This is a genomic window from Mesorhizobium sp. LjNodule214 (genome assembly GCF_964252735.1).
Classification (GTDB): Bacteria; Pseudomonadota; Alphaproteobacteria; order Rhizobiales; family Rhizobiaceae; genus Mesorhizobium.
In genome coordinates, this window is sequence record NZ_CAXUPE020000004.1 from 102,700 (window position 1) to 124,221 (window position 21,522).

The window sequence follows — 21,522 nt, forward strand, 5'->3', positions numbered from 1 at the left end:
CCGGTGCGAGCGTGAGGCCGGTTATTCGGCGGCCTGAAGGTGGTCGGCCTCGTCGCTGTCTATGGTCACCGGCTCATCGGAGGACGGATCCGCATCGTCGGCGAGGAAGGCCGGCAGCTCGGCGGCTTCGCCGTCGAGAGCCGCCTCGTCCGACATCTCGCTGGCGGCCGCGTCGCCAGCATCGGCAGACACTTCATCGACCTCAACGCGCAGCGGCTCTGGCAGCCAGTTCGAGCCTTCGAGAAGACGGGCAGCTTCACGGGCCATGATGTCCTTCTTCATGTGGTCGATCAGCTGCGCGGAGTCTGCGCCACGCGCTTCACGGACAGCCTGTAGAATCCGCGCCTTGGTGAGCCTCCCGAGGAACTCGACCGTGGGCGTCCAGCCGGCGTCGACCATGTCGAACTGGAGCGAGCGGCCAAGCACGTCTACATGCTCGAGCGCCTTCGCTCGCCTGTTCCAGGGTTCGACCACCGCATTGAGGGTCAGCGAGACGCAGTGCGCGAACAGCGCCTTGCGGCTTGCTTCATCGAGGCCGAGGAGGAAATCCCACAGGCCTTCCGCCTCATCGGGCAAATCGCGGTCCCAGGCTTCGTGCCGCTCAGCGATCTCCTTGGCCCAGGAGGTCTCGGCAAGACCGTCAACCTGGCTGAAGCTGCCGCTCTTCATGCTGATCTCCAGGCACGTGTCCGGCGCGAAGCGATAGAAGACCTGCAGGACGAAGGCATGGAGTGCGGCTATGATGGCGATGTCGACGTCGCCGGCGAGCGCGTTGCGTAGCGCCAGCGTGCGCTGCGCGGTCAGGTCGAAGACGAGCCGATCGGGCAGTGGCTTGATGCCATCGTCCTCGCCGTCGTCGCCAGAGGCGTCGTTCACCGGCTGGCCGTTGACGACGACACCATCGCCGTCGTCGTCGCCATTGGATCGGGTTCCGCCGTCGGCGCTCCCTTCCTCGCCCTCATCGACATCGCCGGTTTCGGTCCGCGGCTCGTCCTCGGACCGCACGAAACCGGCATCGACCTGGAGCTTGCCGTTCGCGGCAAGCGTAACGAACACACCGGCAAAGGCCTTCTGGGAGGGATCGTAGCTTTGAGGACGATCATCGATCGCATCGAGCTCGGCACCCAACTGGTCGAGCTTCGCCTCGATTGCTTCGTCGGCATCCTCGGCCTTGGCATAGTCCGCATCCAGCTTGTCGTATTCGGCCTTCAGCGCGTCGTAGCGTTCGATCTCCTCGGCGCTGAGCTCCTGCGCCTCGGCGTAGATGCGCCGCATTCCGGAGGTGTGGCCATAGGGAAAGCTGATCGCCGCCTCCACCCATTTCCAGCCTTCAGCGCGGATCGCCTCGGCATCCACCTTCAGCCTGTCGAAGACAAGCTGCTCGAGGAGTGCGGCATCCTGGAACCAGCCGCCGGAATCCTGCTCGAACAGGTCGCGCAGGATGACGCCGCCAGCCGCTTCATAGGCTTGGGCGCCGACATAGACCGCCCGGCGATCGTCGGCGCGAACCGTGGTCTCGGTCAGCAGGCGCCTGATGTAATAGGGTTCCTGCGTGTGCGAGCTGGAAATCCGCTCCCAGACCTGTTCCTGGCGCGCGTGATCGTCCGAGATCGAAAACGCCATGATCTGTTCGAGCCGGATTTCGTCCTTCTCGTAGAGCTCGAGAAGCTTTGGCGATACCGATGCCAGCCGCAGACGCTGTCTCACTGTGGCCGGCGACACGAAAAAGCGGGCGCCGATCTCGTCTGGATCGAGGCCCTGGTCGCTGAGTGTCTTGAAGGCCCTAAACTGGTCGAGCGGGTGCAGGTCGGCGCGCCGCAGGTTTTCGGCAAGCGAATCCTCCTCGGCCGAGGTCTCCTGCCCGCGGTTGACGATGCAGGGGATCGGCTCGTTCTTGGCGAGCCGCTTCTGCTTGATGAGGATGCCGAGCGCGAGATAACGCCGGCCGCCGGCGGGCACCTCGAACGTGCCGGTCTCCCCGCCCTCGCCGTCGAGCACGGGACGGACGTTCAGGCTCTGGATCAGCTTTCGCCGTCCAATGTCGTCGGCCAGCTGCTCGATCGACACGCCGTCCTTGATGCGCCGAACATTCTTCTGCGACAGCATTAGCTTGTCATAGGGAATATTCTCCGCGGCGTTCATCGCGATTTTCTGAATGGCGTTCTTTGCCATGGTCAGGTTCTCCATGACGGGCGGCCCGGGGCCTCTCCCCGAACCTCCAAGCCCGTCAGCAACCCTCCCCTCCCCCCTCTGCCTCCAGGCCTCACGCCGACCCGGCCCACGGCTTGCGGATCTCGACGCGGCCGAGCCGCCGGAGGAGCCCGCAGCACGTTGGCGTCACGGGTAGCCCACGAAAAAGCGCCGTCCTCGTTCTCGGAGGGCTGCGCTGGGTTGATGGAGAGGGGGAAGCGGACGTGAGGCCAGCAGCGAAAGTTTTTGCTGCCGGCCGCCGCAAGATTAGGCTGCGAAATCGAGAAGCTTCTTGGCTTTGCCCTCCATTTCCAGGCGGACATCCTGATGCGGCTTGTCGCGCGCGACCCGCGTGATGCCCTGCACGAAATCAAAGATCGATTCCGGTGGTCTGCCTTCCTCCATGAGAACAGTATCGATGATCTTCGTGGTCTCGGACTTGGAGAAGCCCCGCTTGCGCAGGAAGCCCTGGCGATCTTCGTCGTCTCTGGCAACGATCCGTTGCCGCGCCGTCTTGATGCCGTTGACGAACGGCAGGGGCGAGGAATCGGCAAACTGGATCAGCGCCGGCTCGGCTTCCAGGGCGAAACGGGAGGCCGCGTATTTTGAATGGCGGATGGTGATTTCCTCGAAATCTTCCACCCCCCACAGATTGCGATTCTGGCACACCGCGCGCAGATAGAAGCTGGCGATCCCGAGGGTGCGGGCACCGACTTCGGAATTCCAGCAATAAAAGCCGCGGAAATAGAGATCCGGTTCCCCATTCGGCAGCCGCCCGGCCTCGATCGGGTTCAGATCGTCGACGAGGAACACGAAGATATCGCGATCAGACGCGTAGAGAGTCGTGGTGTCGCTGGAGATGTCGACGTGCGGATTGTAGATCCCCGTTGACCAGTCGAGCATCCCGGGCACTTTCCAGCGCGTGTCGCCGGTACCGTTGCCGGCGATCTTTTGCACGGCGTCCACCAGTTCTGCGTCAAATATTCTGCCGTAATCAGGGCCTGTTACCGCCCGCAACTCCACGCGTCCGTTCTCGATCTCCAGCGTCTTGACCTGCTCGGCGCGATGGTTGAGGAGACCATGCTGTAGGTTGATCGCCGCGAGCGGGGCCGGAAGCTGGCGCAGATAAGTGGCCGGCGCGCCGACCAGGCTGGCGAGCTGGCCAAAACTCCAATGCGTGGGGGCAACAGGCGCACGCGCATCGGGCAGCATTAGTCTCAGGCGCTCCGGATCGTCGCGGCTGGCCTCGACGCGGATCAGCTCACTTTCGACGATGCGGGTCTTGCTGCGCTCCGATCGGCTCTTCACCGAATTCCGGAGGTCGGTCAGCGACAGGTATCGCTCGTCCGCCGGCCGGTTGAACCATTCTGACGAGACGCGGCCGATGCGCTGGCCGCGGCCGACGTCGACCTTGTAACCGGCACGCTCGTTGCGCTTTGGCGTGTGAATTTCCATCTGAGTCATGGGTGTCGCTCCTCGGCGGGCGCCGGAAGACTCTCTCCCGGACCTTTACCCGCCACCGCAACTCGCCCGCCCTCTTTCTCTCCCGGCGCCCGCGCCTAGATCAGGAATTGCTCGGCCTTCAGGAAAGCCCGAGCCTGGGGCCAAACGCCGCTTCACCTTCCGGACGCTACGGAATTCCGCTGTGCTTCCTTGCGCAAGAAGACCGAGGCCCATCCGGATTCAGGTAGCGGCCTGCTGAAATTGGATAGGCAACTTTTCTCGAGATTGAGCAACTACAGTTTCTCTTCGGTGCCTAGCCAATACCTGTGTAAACTGACCCGACGTCATGATACGCGAAGTCCGTGTCATGGTCTGAATTGAAAGTGTGATTGCATGTCGAGCAAGTTCGTCCGGCCCGTGGTGGTGCAAGTTGTCCGCCAGGAGCGTGAGCGCGTCATCTTCGATGTGAACGACGCAGCCGCGATCCTCCTGCGCAGTTTCCCTCATCAGACGGAGAAGCGAAAACTGGCGATGGATGCATGCCTTCAGGTTCTGCGTGGTGAAGCTCAACCGCCGGTAGCCAGACGGGCCTTCGTTGCAGCGGCGTTGGAAGCAAAAATCCTACGCAGCGACTGAGCTCCAGATTGACGGCCTCGATGGCTTCCAAAGTGACTGGGGGAAGCAGAGCTTCATGCCATCGGAGACTCTGAAAGTAATTGCCAGCCTGGCACTTGCCAAAGGACGTGAGTGGCGGTGCCTCCTGAACCACAAGGCTTATAACGTCCACCGTACGAAAAAGGCCGGGCTTGCAGCACCCGGCCAAGCAAGAGGTCAAAAACCTCCAGAGGGGGAACGCATCGAACGCAATGGGAGGAGAACGCCCGACGCGCCGCGCATATAGGTCAGCAAAGATGACGCTTCAATGACACCGACTTGATCATGTTGGTGCACTCAAGCTTACAACTCCGGGGCGCGCTTGCCGAAAAACTCTTTCTGTCGGCGGACGCGTTCGGAGCGATCATCCGTTCAGGATGTCACGGTGTGCTATACGGCTTTGATGGCTATTGGTTCGATGTTGCGCTGGCGCTGGCCGCCGGAAAAGAGCTTTCCATCCTATGCGTATCTGCCGGGCAGGCAACTAATCCCGTGCGCGAGCGGGGTTTCGCTATTGCTCCCTGCAACCATCCAGAAGTTCGAGAACCGGTGTCACGACACGAGAGCGTCCCGGTTGTTCTCTTTGAAAGCAGTCCAATCTGTCCGAAAACCTTGCTATTCTTCGGCAAATTGGACATTGCCCGAATTCAACGGGAAAACGGACACGTAATGCCTCATGACCGCCATCGGCTGGCAAGAGTCTCCAAAGGCGACCAGGAAACTGCCCTGCAGCTTCGACGCATTGCGAAAAGCAGGGTAACGGCCGATCATAGCTTCGAGCATGCGCTCGGCATGTCACCCGCAGCACTTGCCGAACAGGCCGAAGCCGCGGCAAGAATCCCAGCAGCCTTGCAAGCTATCGGTGAACCCCAACCGGTGTTTGACTTCATTCTCGGACCAAGCTCCAGAGGGCCGGTCAAATCGCGAGAAAATCAAACAGTCCGTGGAAGACGACGCCAGACATAGAGCAGCTTCCATTCACCAAGCCGCATTTTCATGGAGCGCGGAATTTCGTCACGTTTTGGAACCACAGAAGCTCAAAACGGCTCGGCCGGACATCGGTTCCGGGCGCAGCCGACGATCACCGGGGCCGACGTATTAGAGTTAGCTTATGGCGATACTTAGCCTGCCGAGACCGTTTATTGCTTTCAGCGACAGCCACCACTATGTAGCAGGACTTCGCCTGCTGTCTTCAAGCCACCCGGAGAGTTTCATGACAGAAGAAGCCAATCACAATCTCGACACCCTCATCGACCTTACCGCCGATGTCGTCTCAGCCTATGTCTCGAATAATCCTGTCCCAGTGGGCGATCTCCCGGCCCTGATCGGCCAAGTGCACGCGGCTTTGAAAGGCACAGCCGGAGGCGTCTCCGCAGCAGAGCCGGAGGCTCTCAAGCCTGCGGTCCCGATCAAGAAGTCGGTGATGGCGGACTACATCGTCTGCCTTGAGGATGGGAAGAAATTCAAATCGCTAAAGCGCCATCTTTCAACCCACTATGGGCTGACCCCGGACGAATATCGCGCCAAATGGGGCCTGGCGGCAGAGTATCCGATGGTCGCGCCGAACTACGCCGCGGCGCGCTCGATGTTGGCCAAGACCATGGGTCTCGGCCGCAAACCGAAAGAGTCGGAAACGCCGGCGCCGGCGAAGCGGGCCCGCAAGCAGGTCGCAGCCTGACTTTATCTCTCAAGGGTCGTTCTGGAGCGCGCAGCTGCTGCCGGCATGATCCGCGCGGATCAAGAAAGGGCGGGGACCAATCCCCGCCTTACCTCGCGTTCCTTCGATCTTGCCGGGGCGCAGGCGAAAATTCAGCCGGCTTTGCTGAGGCTGCCGGCAGAGGACTTGCCTGTGCGGCGGTCCTGTTCGATCTCATAATTGATTTTCTGACCTTCATTCAGCGTCGAGAGGCCCGCGCGCTCGACAGCGGAAATGTGGACGAAAACATCCTGACCGCCATTGTCGGGCTGGATGAATCCAAATCCCTTGGTGCTGTTGAACCACTTCACCGTTCCAGTCGCCATGCAGTTTTCCTTTGATCAGTTGCGGCTTTGGTTTGCCCAAGCCAGTTGACATTCTGCCTTGGGGATTGGCGCAGTAAAAGAGAGAATCGCAAGGCCGTGGATCGGCCGAAGCAAAATCAACTGCCGGATACCGGCTCTGAACGGTCCGGAACCTACCGGTTTGTCCTTGTTTCCTCTGCTGCTGCGGCCCTCGCTGGTATGGCGAGTCCGGCCGGATAGTTGGTCAAAAGCGTAGTGGGAATGCGCCGCGGGAGTACCGATCGGCGAACAGCCTGCAAAGTCGCTCTGACGAGCAGATTGACCACGCAGATTATTCCGCATTGCACCCGGGCTAGTCCGCCGCAAAATCTTCGTAGCGTTCCCCGCGCCTTCATTGTCGGCAAAATGGCCCTGATCATCCCTGGCGTCACCCCTTCGCTGATGTCGCAGGCTGGATCGAGGGACGGACCGGAATTCGCTCGCGTTTCTGGGCGGAGTCCGGCGACACGCTGTGCGGGTTAGGCGACGAAGGCAGGCGACATGGCGCTGGGGGCGGCCGGCATTGATCGCCAGGACGTCGGGCTGCTGCTGCTACGCTACGTCGACGCCTGACCACCTGCTGGCGCCGACCGCGCCGCTGGTGGCGCACAGGCTCACCCTCGAAAGGCCGGCGGCGTCGACCTAGCGGGTGCCTGCGCGGGATTCATCTATACCATGACCTTCGCCGACGGCTTCATGCGCCTGCACAACAAGCCGGCCATCGTCATCGCCGCCAACACACTGAGCCGTCGCATCAATCCGGCGGATCGGGCGAGCGCAGTGCTTTCGCCGAAGCCGCGGGCGCTGTGGTACTCGCCCCATCCAGCGATCCCGCCCACGGCATCCTCGGCTCTTCCTTTGCCCCCGATGGGTCCGCTTATGGCCTGATCCAAATCCCCGCGGGCGGCAGCAATCGTCCGTTCTCCGACGAAATCGATATCGCGGAAACCCGCATGACCATCGCGAACGGCCGCGAGGTTTTCGTCAAGGCGGTGGAAATGATGAGCCGCTGCTCCTTAGAGGCGCTGCAGGCGGCCGGCTTTTCGGCCCTGGACGTCGCTCGCTTCGAGCCGCACCAGGCAAGTGCCCGCATTTTCAATGCTGTGAACAAGTCGCTCGGCATCGACGACAAGCGCATCGTCAAGACCATCGCCGATTATGGCAACTCATTGACCGCGACGATTCCCCTCTCGCTGTCGGTCGCGCACCGCGCCAATCCCTTTCGATCGGGCGAGAAACTCTTACTTGTGGCGGCCGGTGCCGGCCTGACCGGCTGAGCGCTGGTGGCTGGCTTGTAAACCCGGCAATTCCCACCGATCCGGCACAACGCAGCGCCGAAACAAGGTCAACTCAACATTGAGGACTCACTTGCGCAGCCATACGAGTTGCCAGCAGGACGGGCGGAACGCCAATGCAGTATCTCTACGATGCCGGAGCGTTCTGCCACGTTCGCTCGATCAGGCAGCGGCTTGATGCAACACTTCAGGACGGGGCAACGCCACCTCGACATTGTCGATCAGCCGGGTTTGGCCGAGCCAGGCAGCGGCGAGCAGCCGCGCTGGTCGAATCTATTTTCACGAGCGAAGCAAGATCACTATCCGCGCGCAGTTCCAGATACTCGACTTTGGAGAAGCCGGCCGCGAGGATCGCCTCGCGCGCGTCAGTCAGCGCATGTTTTATAGATTCTACCGAACTCAGCTGCTTGGCCGTTTGGACCAATATTTCAGCCAGTCGGGGCGCCCTGTTGCGCTCAGTCAAAGACAGCCGCGTGTTGCGCGACGAAAGCGCCAAGCCATCGGCCTCGCGGACCGTCGGGCCTGCGATAATCTCGATCGGGATATCGAGGTCACGGACAAGCCGGCGCACGACCTGGAGTTGCTGAAAGTCCTTCTCGCCAAAAAACGCCAGATCGGCCCCGCTCTGCAGTAGAAGCTTCGTGACCACCGTCGCCACGCCGTCGAGGTGGCCGGGCCGAAACGCGCCGCAAAGCCCCTCACTCAAGCCGCCGACCGAAACTGTGGTCGCGAAGCCTGATGGCTGCGTTGGGAGCATAAAGAATATGGGCGCCGGCCGATGCGAGCTTCGCCGCGTCATCGTGTTCCGTGCGCGGATAGCCAGCCAGATCAGCGGCATTGTTGAATCGCCTCGGGTTGACGAACAGCGTTACAATCACCCGATCACCCTCATGCAGGGCGCCATTGTTGGAACAACAGCAATCTTTAGGCCTTCGCGGCGCCAAGCGACAACGATGCTACGCAGTTCGGAGACGATCCGGACGATTGCGGTGCCCATTAGATAACCTCACTGACTGTCCGCGGCTCATCGCCGAAGACGTGATCGAGTGCTGGGAAGCGGCGTTCGCGCACCTCGCTTGCGTATGCTGCGATCGCTGCGTCGGCAGCCGATCCCAGCTCCGCATACCGTTTGACGAAACTTGGCCGGAAGGCGCCAAACAGGCCCAGCATGTCGTCGACAACCAGGATCTGCCCGTCGCAGGCCGACGAGGCACCGATACCGATTGTGGGGATGGTCACTTGCTCTGTAATCAGCCGGGCAAGAGCTTCCGGTATCTTCTCGAGTACGACCGCGAATGCGCCAGCCTCAGCCACGGCCGTTGCATCGCGCAGAATCCGTTCGGCATCTTCGCCTCGGCCCTGAATGCGATAACCGCCAAAAGCATTGACCGCCTGCGGCGTCAGCCCCACGTGGCCCATCACGGGTATGCCGCGCGCAGTCAAGAACCGGATTGTCTCCGCGACGCATTCGCCGCCTTCGAGCTTGACCGCCGCCGCCCCGGTTTCGGCCATCACGAGGGCCGCATTGCGGAACGCCTGCGTGGGGCTTTCCTCGTAAGAGCCAAACGGCATGTCCACGATCATCAGAGCGCCATGAAGTCCGCGCCGCACCGCCTTGCCGTGCAGGATCATCATTTCGAGCGTGACGCCAAGCGTCGAAGGCATGCCGTGCAACACCATGCCGACACTGTCGCCGACCAGCACCACGTCGCAATGGCCGTCAACAAGCTTGGCGACGGGCGTTGTATATGCCGTTAGGCAAACAAGCGGCGCCTTTCCCTTTCGCGCCGCAATGTCTGGCGGGGTCAGTGCCCTCGATCCTCCGGTTGCGCTCACCGATCTCTCCTTCCGCAACGTCAGCGGATGCAAGCATGTGCCACATTCTTGTGCAAGTGCGAAGAGAGAATTTGCAGCGCACAATCATTTGCCGACGACATTCAATGTAAGTGGCAAAGCTGAGAGCTGGTATCATCTGATTGGGAACAGGCGTCACGGAACACTTGTCAGGGGCTGCGTACCGACACACTCTTGCCGTTCGGCGAAACCGACGATCGGCAAGGCCGCATTCGCTGATACGCGATCGTCATCCCGTCAATTCTCGGCTCAGGGCAAAAGCAGTGCGGGACCGGGCATACGATCCCTGTGGACTGCCGCCATCATCGGGTCAGATCTGATTTCTCTGTGCGCCGGACTCGACAAAGCTCCCGTCCCATAGGCGCGCGGTAGTCGCTTAAAGGGTCGCGGGTGAACGGACCGGCCGCACAATCAACCGTTTCGCGCAACCTGAGGCGTCCCTTTGCCCGGCAATCTCACACAGGAGGTCCCAAATGACGCAAAGAAGGCCCACTCCATTTTCTGGAGCGGGCCTTTTGCCTGCGGTACTTAGAACCTTGGCCGCGCCGTCCAAGTTAGCGGCAAATGGTAAAGACGGACTGAATGTGTCAGGGATCTCATCGATTGAATCCAACCGGACTGCGCCCAAGTGCTTTTCCTTAGCGCGTGCCAAACATATGCGTGCACAAGATCGATTGCGCATTTGGGTATGTTCCAGCCCCCTCTCAACTTCGGGGGAAGGCGGGCTGCCCGCCTCGATCACCGCAGAGTAAGTGCTGTGCTGGTCACATGTTGACCCACTAAGACCAATCTTTGCTTATGGAGGATGCGCGCTCTCTTGACCTGCAGTCGTCCCCGGGTGTTTCACTATTTCGAATTCAGGAACCTCTTTGGTTCCCAACCGGGTTGTCCAAATTTTGCGGTTTGAATTTACTTTTTCCGAAGTGTTCGATGCTAGGGGACCAACACGCAGCTACTACTCTAGCGTGGGGGAGTGAAAGAGTGATGCAGCGTTTGTATGCCGCAAGGCTCGGTGACCTTCTGGCGGGAGACCTGCGTTTTTTTGGCGGCCCCTCGACGATCGAACCACTTGCCGGCCGAATCAGGGCGGAGCAGGTCAGTATCGTGCTTCGCAACACGCCTCTTGGTATGGCTGCGAACATCCTCAATGCGGCCACTCTTGTCATGGCGCTTTGGGGTTCCCCCGACCAGACGAAAGCCATCCTCTGGGCGAGTGTTGTCATCGTCGCCGCCGGGTTCGTAGGCCTAAGAGCGAGATCATCATTTCAGTCAGTCAAACCAAGGTCGGTGTCTCGCCGAACAGCGCAAAACCTGGTCCGTAACGCCTTCCTGTTCGGCACTTGGTGGGGAGCACTTCCCGTTCTGTTCTTCAGCGGGGCAACCAGTGCCGCCCAGGTCGTCATTACCTGCCTGAGCGCCGGGATGATCGCAGGCGGTGCCGCTTCTTTTTCCACGATTCCTATTGCGGCCGTCGCGTATACGCTCCCGATTTTCGTCGGTTCGATGCTTGCGATCGCGTGGGTGGAAGGCGCCGTCAATCTGCCCGTCGCAATCCTGATAGTGAGCTACGCCATCACGCTGTTTCGCGCGGTGCTTGCCCACGCGTTCGAATTTACCCGACGCTTCATTCTGCAAGCGGAAAGCGAAAATGCCATTCGCAGGGATGTTCTAACGAGGTTGCCAAACCGGTTCAGCTTCAACGAGAGGCTGGAGAACGCGTTGGTGGACGCAAAGCAGTTTGACCAGCACTGTGCGTTGCTTTTGTTCGATCTTAACAATTTTGCCGAGGTGAATGATCGCTTTGGCCGAGCAATGGCGGATGCCCTTTTGGTCGAAGTGGCTGCGAGACTTCGGAGATCGACGCGGGAGAGCGATGGCATTGCCAGATTGGAGGGCGGCGAATTTGCAATAATCGCTACGCGCGATATCAGGCCAGATCAGATCAGGTCCTTGGCCAAACAGATCATAGAGGCCATGCGCGCCCCCTTCTTGATCGAAGGGCGCGAAATATATTGCAGGGCCTCTATAGGTATCGCTTTGGCCCCCGCTGACGGTTTGGATGCCAACCAACTCCTGCGGTGCGTCGACACCGCGCTATACAGGGCCAAGACGCTGGGGGCGGGCTCCATCCAGTTTTTCAGCCCGTGCGACGATGAAGCTGCTGCAAGGCGCCATGCCCTTGAACGCGATCTGCCATCTGCGCTGGCCAATGACCAGCTTTGGCTCGCATTTCAACCATTTCTCGACCTCGGGAGCGATCGCATCCGAGGTTTTGAAGCGCTTCTGCGCTGGCAGCATCCGACCCTTGGCCCGATCCCTCCGTCGGAGTTCATACCCATCGCTGAAGAAACGGGTTTGATTCACTCCATCGGACACTGGGTCGTCAAAACGGCTTGTTTGGCAGCGGCGCGCTGGCCGCGCGACTTGCGGGTCTCCGTCAACTTGTCGGTAATGCAGCTTAAGAACAAGGCCTCGCTGGATGGAATTATAGTGGCCTTGGCTGAAGCCGGTTTGGAGCCCCGACGATTGGAGGTCGAAATCACAGAAACTGTGCTGATTTCGAATTTTGAAGAAACGATTTCATTATTACAATCGTTAATTTCTCTATCCGTCACAGTTGCTCTTGACGATTTTGGCACCGGCTATTCATCACTGACTTATCTTCGTAAATTGCCTCTTTCGCGGCTGAAGATCGACCGATCTTTTGTCCAGGATATGCTCACTGATGCGGACTGCGCCGCGATTGTACGATCATTGGTTGAGCTGGCGCATGAGCTTCGAATTGAGGTAACGGCCGAAGGCGTAGAAACTCCCGAACAGCTCGACTATCTGCGCGGCGTCAGATGTGATGAAGCTCAAGGCTATTTAATCGGGAAACCTCTCCGGATAGGCGAAATTCCTGGCATTGCCGCGGAGCCGGTGGGTCAGAAGCTAGGTACTTGAATAGCAGGACCGGCATTTTGGCGATGGTCTGGTTGTCTCATATCTCGACGGGGACGGCCGCCTTGCTCAGGTAAGCTCGCAATCCTGGCGCAAGCACTGGGAGTAGTCCTGTGACGAAGCATCCGATCGAGGTGATCATGTCGGCCGAGCAGCGCCGGCGTATTCTCGGAGGAGAAGAGCGTCTGGTCGCAGCGACGCTTGAGGTTGAGACCAGTGTTTTGGAGATCGCGTGATTGACCGGCATTCATATGTTTTTCCGGAAAGCTGGAGTAGGATCCTCGGGGGGGTCAATGGCGGAGGATACACCAACTTATTCATCCGCAGTGGTCGAAGCGATGTCGATTTTTTGCCACCTGATGAGCCGCTCTTGCAGCAGTATGTTTGGAATCGGCCTGCTAGCCGAAGCGTCACACCGCTGCTTTCCCCCTTGAACCGTCATTGCCCTGACAACACATTCTGCAATCGTCGGCGGGTGCGATGAGGCGCCTGTTCACGCAAATTAGCGGTTCAGCAGGATGGGGAGGAACAGATGAACCCGGAGGCTTTCAGCAGCCCACTTTTCGTGAAACGTGCAGCATACATCGTGCAGGAGATCGCCAGTCTTGCCGACGCTATCGATTTCCTCAACGAATGGCCAGAAGATCGGAGAGACCTGGCTCACGATGCCGCCCTCAGGGCGTGCTATGATGCACACGCTGGGGGAGAACTTGTTAAAGCAGCGCGCAACGCCTTTCTCGGTTTTGCGAAACAGGCCGCCATATTGGAAGATGCGACCTCCGCCATGAAATGGCTCGCTGCCTGCAAGTCGGGCAGTAGAAAAGTGCGAGTTTAGACCGTGGGCGATGCATGTGAGGCTGGCTCGGGGCACGTCGGTGTGTGATCGCAGCGCGAACCGCGCTCGGCGGAGACGAACTGGGCCTATGGGCGCATAATCACCGAGGGGGCACCTAGATGACCGAGTTTCGTTGTTCAGATTAGCCGCCATAGCCCAGAGCCTCGTGTTCGACGTTGGTGATGCCGCCGCTATCTTGCTGAGTGATCTTCATCGTGAGACCGGGAAACGGACGATGGACGCCAGTCTGCAGGTATTGCTTGGGTAAGGCCCATCCAGCAGCGGCTCGAAGAGCTTTCGTGGCAGCCGCTCTTGAAGCAAAGATACTTCGCAGCGATTAGCCCCTGCACTGGATCTCGATCTCCGCCGGCGACACCGTCGACCGCAACCGCCAGCTCGAAGTGGATTTTCCGCTTAAGCGCTTTATTCAAGTTTTGGCCGTAGATTTCTTCCCAGCAGGTGATCATCCTGCCTGGGGGAAGAGCATGTTGAAAGTCTACACTTGCATTGCGACGCAGCATGATTTGCGTCTGGTTGCGCTGGCCGCCTTCATTTGCGCCCTGGCTTCCTTCACGGCCGTGAACCTCCTCCACCATGTCGGGCGCAGTGAAAGCGAAATGCGACGGATCTGGCTAGCCGTCGCTGCGGTCGCCACCGGCTTCGGCATCTGGGCCACGCATTTCATAGCCATGTTGGCCTTCCAGCCGGCCGTACCGAGCGGCTACAACATCGCTTTGACGATCATGTCGTTGCTGGCCGCGATCGCCTTGACCGGGACGGGTCTCACGATCGGCATCTCGCCACGCGTTCCCCATGGACGCTGGATCGGCGGTGCGATCGTGGGAGGCGGCATCGCGGTGATGCACTACACTGGCATGGCCGCATTCGAGATCGCGGGCCGCGTCGTCTGGGACGTGCCGCTCGTCGCCGCCTCAATCATTCTTGGTGGGCTGTTCGGCGCGGCCTCATTGCCGGTTGCCCTTCACGCCAACACGGTCAAATGGAAGTCGCTCGGCGCCCTCGTGCTGACAGTAGCGATTTGCAGCCACCATTTCACGGCGATGGGTGCGGCCGCAATCATGCCAGACCCGCGCATTGTCATTTCCGCAACGGCGTTGCCCGCCGACTGGATGGCAGCTGGCGTAGCCCTCGTTTCGATCCTCATCATCCTTTTGGCCATCATCGGCCTCACCCTCGATGTGCGTGAGCTGCGTCGCGCCGGCGAAGCAGCGCGTATGCAGGAGCTGGCCGATGCGGCCGTCGAGGGGCTGATCGTGTACGACGAAACCAGGATCGTGGCAGCCAATCGCAGTTTCGCCGCGCTGGCCTGCGTCGACAGCTCTCAGCCGGTCGGCCGCCAGTTCACGTCCTTTTTTCCCACGGTTTCGCAAGGCGACCTCACGGGCACCGCGCAAATCCCGCTGGAGGTGGAGCTGTGCGCGACGGACGGCAGTACGGTCCCGGTTGAGCTGATCCGGCACAGCATGCTCTATGCCGGCAAGCAACACCAGGTTCTTGCCGTCCGCGATATCCGCGGGCGCAAGCGGGCGGAAGAGGAGATTCATTTCCTTGCCCACCACGATCCCTTGACCAAGCTTCCAAACCGCACGAGCTTCAACGAAAAGCTGGAGGCCGAGTTTGCGACGCATCGCAGCGGAGAGCGGTGCCTTGCCGTCCTCTTCCTCGATCTCGACCGCTTCAAAGAGATCAACGACCTCTTCGGCCATCTCGTCGGGGACGCCGTGCTGCAGTGTGTGGCCGACAAGATCAGGGGCGTCCTTAAGCCAGGGCAGATGGTTGCGCGCTTGGGCGGCGACGAGTTCGCTGTAATTGTTCCCGGTTTGCCGAGCGCGGCCTATGCGACGCGCACTGCTGAAGCCATCCTGGAGGCATTCAACGACACAGGCGCCAACCTGCCTGCCGGCGTCACCATCGGCACCAGCATCGGCATTGCTGTGTTCCCGAACGATGCACCCGATCGGGAGACGCTTCTGAGCCATGCCGACGCAGCGCTTTATGAGGCAAAGATGCAGGGGCGTGGCCTTTATTGCGTTTTCGAGCCATCCATGGGTGAGCATCTGCGCGATCGCCGCCAGTTCGAGCACGACATTCGTCACGCGATCTCGCGCAAGGAACTCCGCCTCGTCTATCAACCGCAGGCGCAACTCCTGTCCAACGAGGTGTTCGGTTTCGAAGCGCTGCTGCGGTGGGATCATCCCGAACGCGGCGCCGTTCCGCCGGCGGTGTTCATCCCGATCGCAGAGGAGTGTGGCGCCATTCTGAAGATCGGGGAATGGGTACTGCGGACTGCCTGCGCCGAAGCGGCAAGCTGGCAACAACCGCTAGCAATCAGCGTCAACGTTTCACCCATGCAACTCCATGGCGGGAATTTATCCGAGCTGGTGGGGGCAGTGCTGAAAGAAACCGGTCTCGATCCGTGCCGCCTCGAGCTGGAAATTACCGAAACTTGCCTGATCAAGGATATCGGGCGGGCGCTCGCTGTCTTGCGTCAGCTGAAAAGCCTTGGGGTTCAAATCGCCATGGATGATTTCGGCACCGGATACTCGTCGCTGTCGAACCTGCGGGCCTTCCCTTTCGATAAGATCAAAGTCGATCAGTCTCTAGTGCGGGCGGTGGATACCAGCGATGAGGCGGCTGCCGTCATGCGTGCGGTCTTTGGCCTCGCTCGGGGCCTCAAGCTCCCGGTCCTGGCAGAGGGTGTCGAAACGGATGCGGAGCTGACCTTTTTGCGGCAAGAAGCCTGCGATGCGATCCAGGGTTACCTACTTGGCCGACCCTGCCCGATTTCCGACTTCGCTCAGCACACGAGCGGCAAAGGCGGGACCCCCGCTTCCCGACGGCTGGGGACCCACGAACTGCGCGTGATCAAGAACAGCGCGGCGTAGTGCAGAAGCGGGTCACATGTTCGTACTCGCGAGCGTTCGGGGATGGGTGCATTGTTCCGCAGGTCCGCGCGAGCGGAGGTCGCTATCGGGTTCGACCGTGTTCATGTCCGAAATATGCGACAAGTTTCGGATACCTGGCCTGGAAGCCTCTCGTTCAAGTCGTCTTGCGCACCCTTTGCGGCCGTTCGCGACAGGCGCTGGCACGCTCCGAAACACAAATCCCACAGCAATCGTTTACGGACTGCGGATTCCTGCATGAGTTTTCGCGTCGCCACTAGCGCACAGGAAGGTGCCCGCAGCGCGTTCCGGTGACTTCAGCCATCGGTGCAACTCCGCCACGAACGCCAGCTGTGTCGGTCGCGCGCCCGAGACAACGTAACACCGAGCGATGTCAGCGGAAGGAAGCGCCAATAGGTCCAGGATTTGCTTTTGGAAGCTCCCGAGCTTCGCGTGCTATAACAGGTAGAAGGCTCTGCGCCTGCTGGCAGCCCTCATTGGCAACCCGATTTGGGCAACGCCGGGCGCAGCCCGCTCGCAAATTCATGTGGGCTTCATAAATCCGTCGCGACGGTTTCGTACCTTCTGGAGACGGCTTTTGTCTTTGGCATCCATGCGCAGCACGTATTATGGAATGTTGGCCGTCGACTGATCCCAAATCTGCTGCCTGCGGCGTCAGCGTCATGTGAGCAGCTCACCAGGACAATTGCTGGCATTGTAGTTCGATGGGAATCTTGGTGCGAGCACGTGGTCGAGAACCTGACAACGGAGCCGTGCGCTCCCGAGCCGCCTACCACTGTCGTGTTAACTGAAGTCGAGGAGTTCGTTCGGCTTCAGTTCGCCTGAGCTGGTCAGCTGTTCGATAGGTATTCTTCGAAATTGACGGGGGACGACGGTCAGCCAGCTTGTTGCAGCGATTCACTCGTGTCTCCCATTGCAGCGAGAATGTTCTCGCAAATGGCTCTGCAACGCTTGTGCCAGCCGGAAAAGCCTCGCCTGATATCGGCACCGCGCGAATGACTACGCCATCCAGCTCGATCTCGACCGACGCAGATACTGTCGGCGTGACCTCGACAAAGCCGAGCCCAGCCATATCCCTCCTGACCGCACTGCTCTCGACCGCCTTGCGCCGCCAGCCGAACAGCTACCGAGCTCGCCAGTCCAGCCTGGCGCGCGGTCGCCGACGCGTTCGCACCAGGATTCAGAGACTCTTCAACCAGCCGTGCCTTCGCTTCCGCCGACCATCGCCGCCGCAGACTTGCGTCCAGCCGCATGATTGGCCGCTCCCTTTTGCAGAATCCAATTCCTTCGCTCGCGCCTGCTTCTGCACGGATCGATGGGCAAGCCCAATGATGCATCCGGTATTTTGTCTTGGCGTGCTTCCGTCAAAACTGAAAGCAGCTAGAATAAGACTAGAGATGGCGCACTGCCGGTGGGGAGGCATAGGCAGGGCGCGCCACTGCATCGGTCTCGGTCGGGCGCGAACCGGACGGCGGCAGTCTAAAGTTTTCGGCTCCATTCTTGATAGGTAAGCCTGTAAAGGACTTGGCGTCTCAGGGGATCACCGATTGCCTTCAGCGGATGGTCGAAGTCATCCTCTGGATCACGAGACATCCCAATGCGTTCCATGACCCGCCGTGACTCGACGTTGTCCACGGCGGCGTTCGCGACAATTTGGTCCAATTCCAGATCCTGGAACCCGAAGCTAAGCGACGCAAAGGCTGCTTCAGTTGCATATCCCCGCCCCCAACAATCTGGATGCAGTCTCCAAGCGATCTCAACCGCCGGCGTAAAATGTGCAACATAAGGAACTTTAGTGAGGCCGCAGAAACCGATAAACCCGGCACTGTCCGAGGCTTCGAGAGCCCAAAGCCCATACCCGTATCTTTTGAAGTGATGACGTTGGGCACTGACCCAAGCGTCAATCGCGATCCGGTCCGCAAGTCTTGCGACATACTTAACGACCCTACCGTCGTCATTCATACGAGCGAATGGTTCGACGTCTTCGTCCTTCCACTCACGCATCAGCAATCGTTGGGTGCGCAGTTCCATCAGTAACTCGCCCTTCCGCCGGAGATATCGAAGACCGCGCCAGTTGAAAAGCTGCTCTCCTCCGAAGCCAGCCATGCGACCATGGATGCAACTTCGTCAGGCCGGCAAAGCCGGTGCATGGGTATTAAGCTACGCAGAACTCGCAGTTCTTCTTCTGTTGCGGTTTCCGATAGGCCGCCTTCGATGACCGTTGGCGTGATGCAGTTCACCAGGACACCGGTTGTTGCAAGCTCTCGACCCATTGTCTTGGTCAGTGCAATGACCCCAGCTTTCGAGGCGTTGTAGGCGCTGGTCTTAATAGGCGCTTCCTTGCCACGAAGCGATGCGATGTTGATGATCCTACCGCCGCCAGCAGCAATCATGCGCGGAACAACTGCCTGGCTGCAAAGAAACACGCCGGTCAAGTTGATATCAATGACTTTGCGCCAAGTGGCGACATCCAAGGCAATCGCGTCGGTAAATGGCCCTTGTATTCCTGCATTGTTAACCAGAATGTCCAGCCTGCCGAAGGCGTCGATAGTCCTGTCGGACGCGTCCTTCACCAATTGCTCGCTTGTCACGTCAACGATAAGGGACAAATCTGCCCAGGGCGCTTCGGCTTGGTCCCACACGGCAACCCTGGCGCCGTCACGTTTCAGGCGCTCAGCGATAGCTTTTCCCAATACGCCTTGCCCGCCGGTCACCACCGCCGATTTGCCTGAAAACGGAAGGCTGCGTCCATCGGAGCTATTCATCTATAGCTCCGAGAAATGCGACAAGGTTGTCTCCAAGTTCGGGGCACGGGTAACCACCCTCCTGCAGGATAGCGATCGGTTTGACGAATGCCCCAATAGTCTCAGCCGCCTGGCGAAACCCGTCGGTGGTGACATCAAACACACTGAGTGGGTCGCCGCGGTAGGCATCGAGGCCGAGTGAAACCAGCAGGACATCCGGTCCGAAATCCTCTATCTTTCGCATGCCCACCGCGATTGCATTGACGAAAGCTGCATTATCGCTGCCATGCCTCAGCGGTAGATTGAGATTGAAACCTTCTCCGGCACCCGAGCCGATTTCGTCTGCATAGCCGCTGAAGAACACAGGAAATCCGTCTGGATCAGCATGAACCGATACGGTGAGAACGTCGGGGAGGTCATAGAAGATCTGCTGGGTGCCGTTCCCATGGTGAATATCGATGTCCAGAATCGCGACGCGTTCCGCGCCTGATGTCCGCAGGGACTCGGCCAGCACCGCCACATTGTTGAGGTAGCAAAACCCCCAAGCCATTTCCGTACAGGCGTGATGCCCGGGCGGGCGGCAAAGCCCATATGCTCGGCTCTGGCCACGTGCAATCAGATCACCGACGTTGAGGGCAATGTCGACACTGGATCGAGCTGCTGCCCACGTTCCGCGGCCAACGGGGCAGGCTGTGTCAGCTTGATGGAAGCCGGCGCGTGCCACGATATGGCTGGCATAGTGCGACGCAAAGCGGTTGGGGTGCGTGTTGGGTACGATTTCCGGGCCGGCATGGGGCAGGGCTAGCCATTCATTGATGCCATTTTCCAGAAAATCGAGATAGCGTGCCGTGTGCACGCGAGTCAGCATTGGCGCGTCCGTTTGATTTGCCTCCAGCGTCTCATGCCCAGCGGCGATCGCTGCCGAAAGCAAAAGGTCTGCACGTTCCGGCCGCTCGGGGCTTTCGACCAGCCGGCCGCGATGAATGAATGTCTGCGGATTGTGGCTGCGGTGGCCATCCGAGTAAACGATCTTCATGTCGACGCTTTCTTGTGACCTAAACCGTCGCCCCGAGAACCCATGGCGCAAATTCGTCGGCACCAAAGTCAAACTCTTCGCTCTTGGTCCGTTCGCCCGAAGCGACCCGCAGGATCAAATCGAATATTCGCTTTCCGCATTCTTCAACGGTCTCGCCCCCGCTAAGGATCTCGCCGCAATTGACGTCCATATCGTCTTTCATGCGCTGGTACATGGCCGTATTGGATGCCAGTTTGATCGAGGGCGCCGGCTTGCAGCCAAACACGCTGCCTCGTCCCGTCGTAAAGCAGATCAGATTTGCACCACCGGCAACCTGCCCGGTCGCCGATACCGGGTCGTAGCCGGGAGTGTCCATGAACACCAAGCCAGGCCCCTTGACGGTTTCGCCGTATTTGACGACATCGACCAGGTTTGTTGTGCCGCCTTTGGCCATCGCTCCCAGCGACTTCTCGACGATGGTGCTTATCCCGCCGGCCATATTCCCAGGGGAACGATTATCGTTCATAATGGCCCCTTCCCGCTTGAAGTAGGCATCCCACCAATCCATCAGGGCGATCAGCTTTTCGCCCACTTCGCGTGAAACGGCCCGTCGAGTCAGCAGATGCTCGGCGCCATAGGTTTCAGGCGTTTCGGACAGGATCACCGTACCGCGGTGCCGCACGAGAATATCGCTGGCGGCTCCCAATGCTGGATTCGCGGTGACTCCTGAAAGGCCATCTGACCCTCCGCACTGCAGCCCGACAATGAGTTCGCTCGCGGGAATGGGTTCCCGTGTAACCTGGTTCGATTCCTTCAATACATCCCGGACAAACTCAACCGCGGCAGCCACGGTTTTCTTGGCGCCTCCCATGGCCTGAATGTCCATGCTCCGCACCCGCCCTGCCAGACGTTGATCCTCCAACAGACCGCCAATCTGGTTGACCTCACAGCCCAATCCCAGAACTATGACATGGCTGAAATTAACGTGGCGCGCGTAGCCGCCCAGGGTCCGGCGCAGGACATTCAGTGGCTCGCCCCCCGTCATGCCGCAACCTGTCTTATGGGTCAGCGCGACGACACCATCCACATTCGGAAACTCAGCCAACGGGTCGGTGCCGGTAAATGGGTTTCTCTTGAAAACCTCTGCCACTACGTTGGCAACGTGGCTGCTGCAGTTCACACTGCTGAGAATTCCGACATAGTTTCGTGTCGCAGCTCGGCCGTCGGGGCGGCGAATACCCAAGAATGTCGGCGGAGTGTCAGTATATTCAGTCGGGCGAGCCGCCTCGCCAAATGCGTAGTCCTTGTCGAACTCACCGAGCGCCATGTTCTGAAGATGAACGTGAAGGCCAGGATCTATGTCTTTTGTCGCAAAGCCGATTATCTGACCATAGCGAAGGATCGGTTCGCCTGCCCCAATGAATCTCAGAGAAACTTTGTGGCCGGTCGGGATCGCGCTTTTAGCGACAATCGATCCACCCAACGCCGTACCCTGCGTTATCATTCGTCTTGCGATCGCGACATTGTCGCTATCGTGCAGGATCAGCACGGGAGCGACGTTGCGGTTTTGGGTGGCATCGCTCTGCAT

16 protein-coding genes and 2 pseudogenes are annotated in these 21,522 nt (G+C 59.7%); 8 read left to right on the forward strand and 10 right to left on the reverse strand.

Translation table 11 applies throughout. The features are described 5' to 3' along the window. Positions 1-21 precede the first annotated feature (21 nt). Both ACSQ3Z_RS32255 and ACSQ3Z_RS32260 read right to left on the reverse strand, forming a co-directional pair. The gene (locus tag ACSQ3Z_RS32255; RefSeq protein WP_436175256.1) at positions 22-2,172 is read right to left on the reverse strand and encodes a ParB/RepB/Spo0J family partition protein; all 2,151 of its coding nucleotides are present in this window, start codon (positions 2,170-2,172) and stop codon (positions 22-24) included. A gap of 285 nt (positions 2,173-2,457) precedes the next feature. Continuing rightward, complete coding sequence (locus ACSQ3Z_RS32260) at positions 2,458-3,654, reverse strand: DUF932 domain-containing protein (protein WP_436175257.1); 1,197 nt, start codon at positions 3,652-3,654, stop codon at positions 2,458-2,460. 372 nt (positions 3,655-4,026) lie between these two features. On the opposite strand from ACSQ3Z_RS32260, the gene ACSQ3Z_RS32265 reads away from it, so the two are divergent. The 3 genes from ACSQ3Z_RS32265 to ACSQ3Z_RS32275 all read left to right on the forward strand — a co-directional run bounded on the left by ACSQ3Z_RS32265 (position 4,027) and on the right by ACSQ3Z_RS32275 (position 5,965). After that, positions 4,027-4,269 (forward strand): DUF982 domain-containing protein, encoded by a 243-nt coding sequence (locus ACSQ3Z_RS32265; protein WP_436175258.1) that lies wholly within the window; start codon positions 4,027-4,029, stop codon positions 4,267-4,269. Positions 4,270-4,572: 303 nt separating this feature from the next. Next, the gene (locus ACSQ3Z_RS32270; protein ID WP_436175438.1) at positions 4,573-5,253 is read left to right on the forward strand and encodes a hypothetical protein; all 681 of its coding nucleotides are present in this window, start codon (positions 4,573-4,575) and stop codon (positions 5,251-5,253) included. 247 nt (positions 5,254-5,500) lie between these two features. Then, the gene (locus ACSQ3Z_RS32275; protein ID WP_436175439.1) at positions 5,501-5,965 is read left to right on the forward strand and encodes a MucR family transcriptional regulator; all 465 of its coding nucleotides are present in this window, start codon (positions 5,501-5,503) and stop codon (positions 5,963-5,965) included. A 131-nt stretch (positions 5,966-6,096) separates the two neighbouring features. On the opposite strand, the gene ACSQ3Z_RS32280 is transcribed toward ACSQ3Z_RS32275, so the two are convergent. Then, positions 6,097-6,309, reverse strand: a complete 213-nt coding sequence (locus ACSQ3Z_RS32280; RefSeq protein WP_095777381.1) for a cold-shock protein — start codon at positions 6,307-6,309, stop codon at positions 6,097-6,099. Positions 6,310-6,737: 428 nt separating this feature from the next. On the opposite strand from ACSQ3Z_RS32280, the pseudogene ACSQ3Z_RS32285 reads away from it, so the two are divergent. Next, positions 6,738-7,604 (forward strand): annotated as a pseudogene (locus tag ACSQ3Z_RS32285) (3-oxoacyl-[acyl-carrier-protein] synthase III C-terminal domain-containing protein); the annotation flags it as partial. Positions 7,605-7,784: 180 nt separating this feature from the next. Here ACSQ3Z_RS32285 and ACSQ3Z_RS32290 read toward each other — a convergent pair. Both ACSQ3Z_RS32290 and panB read right to left on the reverse strand, forming a co-directional pair. Further along, a pseudogene (locus ACSQ3Z_RS32290) lies at positions 7,785-8,619 on the reverse strand (4-phosphopantoate--beta-alanine ligase). Then, positions 8,619-9,458, reverse strand: coding sequence for a 3-methyl-2-oxobutanoate hydroxymethyltransferase (gene panB / locus ACSQ3Z_RS32295; RefSeq protein WP_436175440.1), 840 nt, complete (start codon positions 9,456-9,458; stop codon positions 8,619-8,621). The pseudogene ACSQ3Z_RS32290 and the gene panB overlap by 1 nt, the downstream one beginning before the upstream one ends. A 1,002-nt stretch (positions 9,459-10,460) precedes the next feature. Between panB and ACSQ3Z_RS32300 the strand changes: the two genes are divergently transcribed. The 4 genes from ACSQ3Z_RS32300 (at position 10,461) to ACSQ3Z_RS32315 (ending at position 16,157) form a co-directional block, all read left to right on the forward strand. After that, positions 10,461-12,419, forward strand: a complete 1,959-nt coding sequence (locus ACSQ3Z_RS32300; RefSeq protein ID WP_436175441.1) for a putative bifunctional diguanylate cyclase/phosphodiesterase — start codon at positions 10,461-10,463, stop codon at positions 12,417-12,419. A 110-nt stretch (positions 12,420-12,529) separates the two neighbouring features. Further along, entirely contained in the window at positions 12,530-12,652 is a 123-nt protein-coding gene (locus ACSQ3Z_RS32305) for a hypothetical protein (protein WP_436175259.1), read from the forward strand. A 296-nt stretch (positions 12,653-12,948) separates the two neighbouring features. Beyond that, positions 12,949-13,251 carry a DUF982 domain-containing protein gene (locus tag ACSQ3Z_RS32310; RefSeq protein WP_436175260.1) on the forward strand — a complete coding sequence of 101 codons (303 nt, stop codon included), beginning with the start codon at positions 12,949-12,951 and terminating at the stop codon, positions 13,249-13,251. A 485-nt stretch (positions 13,252-13,736) separates the two neighbouring features. Continuing rightward, complete coding sequence (locus tag ACSQ3Z_RS32315; protein WP_436175261.1) at positions 13,737-16,157, forward strand: bifunctional diguanylate cyclase/phosphodiesterase; 2,421 nt, start codon at positions 13,737-13,739, stop codon at positions 16,155-16,157. A gap of 893 nt (positions 16,158-17,050) precedes the next feature. On the opposite strand, the gene ACSQ3Z_RS32320 is transcribed toward ACSQ3Z_RS32315, so the two are convergent. The 5 genes from ACSQ3Z_RS32320 to ACSQ3Z_RS32340 form a co-directional block, all read right to left on the reverse strand. Beyond that, positions 17,051-17,512, reverse strand: coding sequence for a transposase (locus ACSQ3Z_RS32320; RefSeq protein WP_436175262.1), 462 nt, complete (start codon positions 17,510-17,512; stop codon positions 17,051-17,053). Positions 17,513-17,654: 142 nt separating this feature from the next. Beyond that, positions 17,655-18,206 carry a GNAT family N-acetyltransferase gene (locus ACSQ3Z_RS32325; protein WP_436175263.1) on the reverse strand — a complete coding sequence of 184 codons (552 nt, stop codon included), beginning with the start codon at positions 18,204-18,206 and terminating at the stop codon, positions 17,655-17,657. Then, positions 18,206-18,940, reverse strand: a complete 735-nt coding sequence (locus ACSQ3Z_RS32330; RefSeq protein ID WP_436175264.1) for an SDR family NAD(P)-dependent oxidoreductase — start codon at positions 18,938-18,940, stop codon at positions 18,206-18,208. The genes ACSQ3Z_RS32325 and ACSQ3Z_RS32330 overlap by 1 nt, the downstream gene beginning before the upstream one ends. Continuing rightward, the gene (locus tag ACSQ3Z_RS32335) at positions 18,933-19,955 is read right to left on the reverse strand and encodes a histone deacetylase family protein (RefSeq protein ID WP_436175265.1); all 1,023 of its coding nucleotides are present in this window, start codon (positions 19,953-19,955) and stop codon (positions 18,933-18,935) included. Before ACSQ3Z_RS32335 ends, ACSQ3Z_RS32330 begins: the two co-directional genes overlap by 8 nt. A gap of 19 nt (positions 19,956-19,974) precedes the next feature. Then, positions 19,975-21,522, reverse strand: a complete 1,548-nt coding sequence (locus ACSQ3Z_RS32340; RefSeq protein ID WP_436175266.1) for a UxaA family hydrolase — start codon at positions 21,520-21,522, stop codon at positions 19,975-19,977.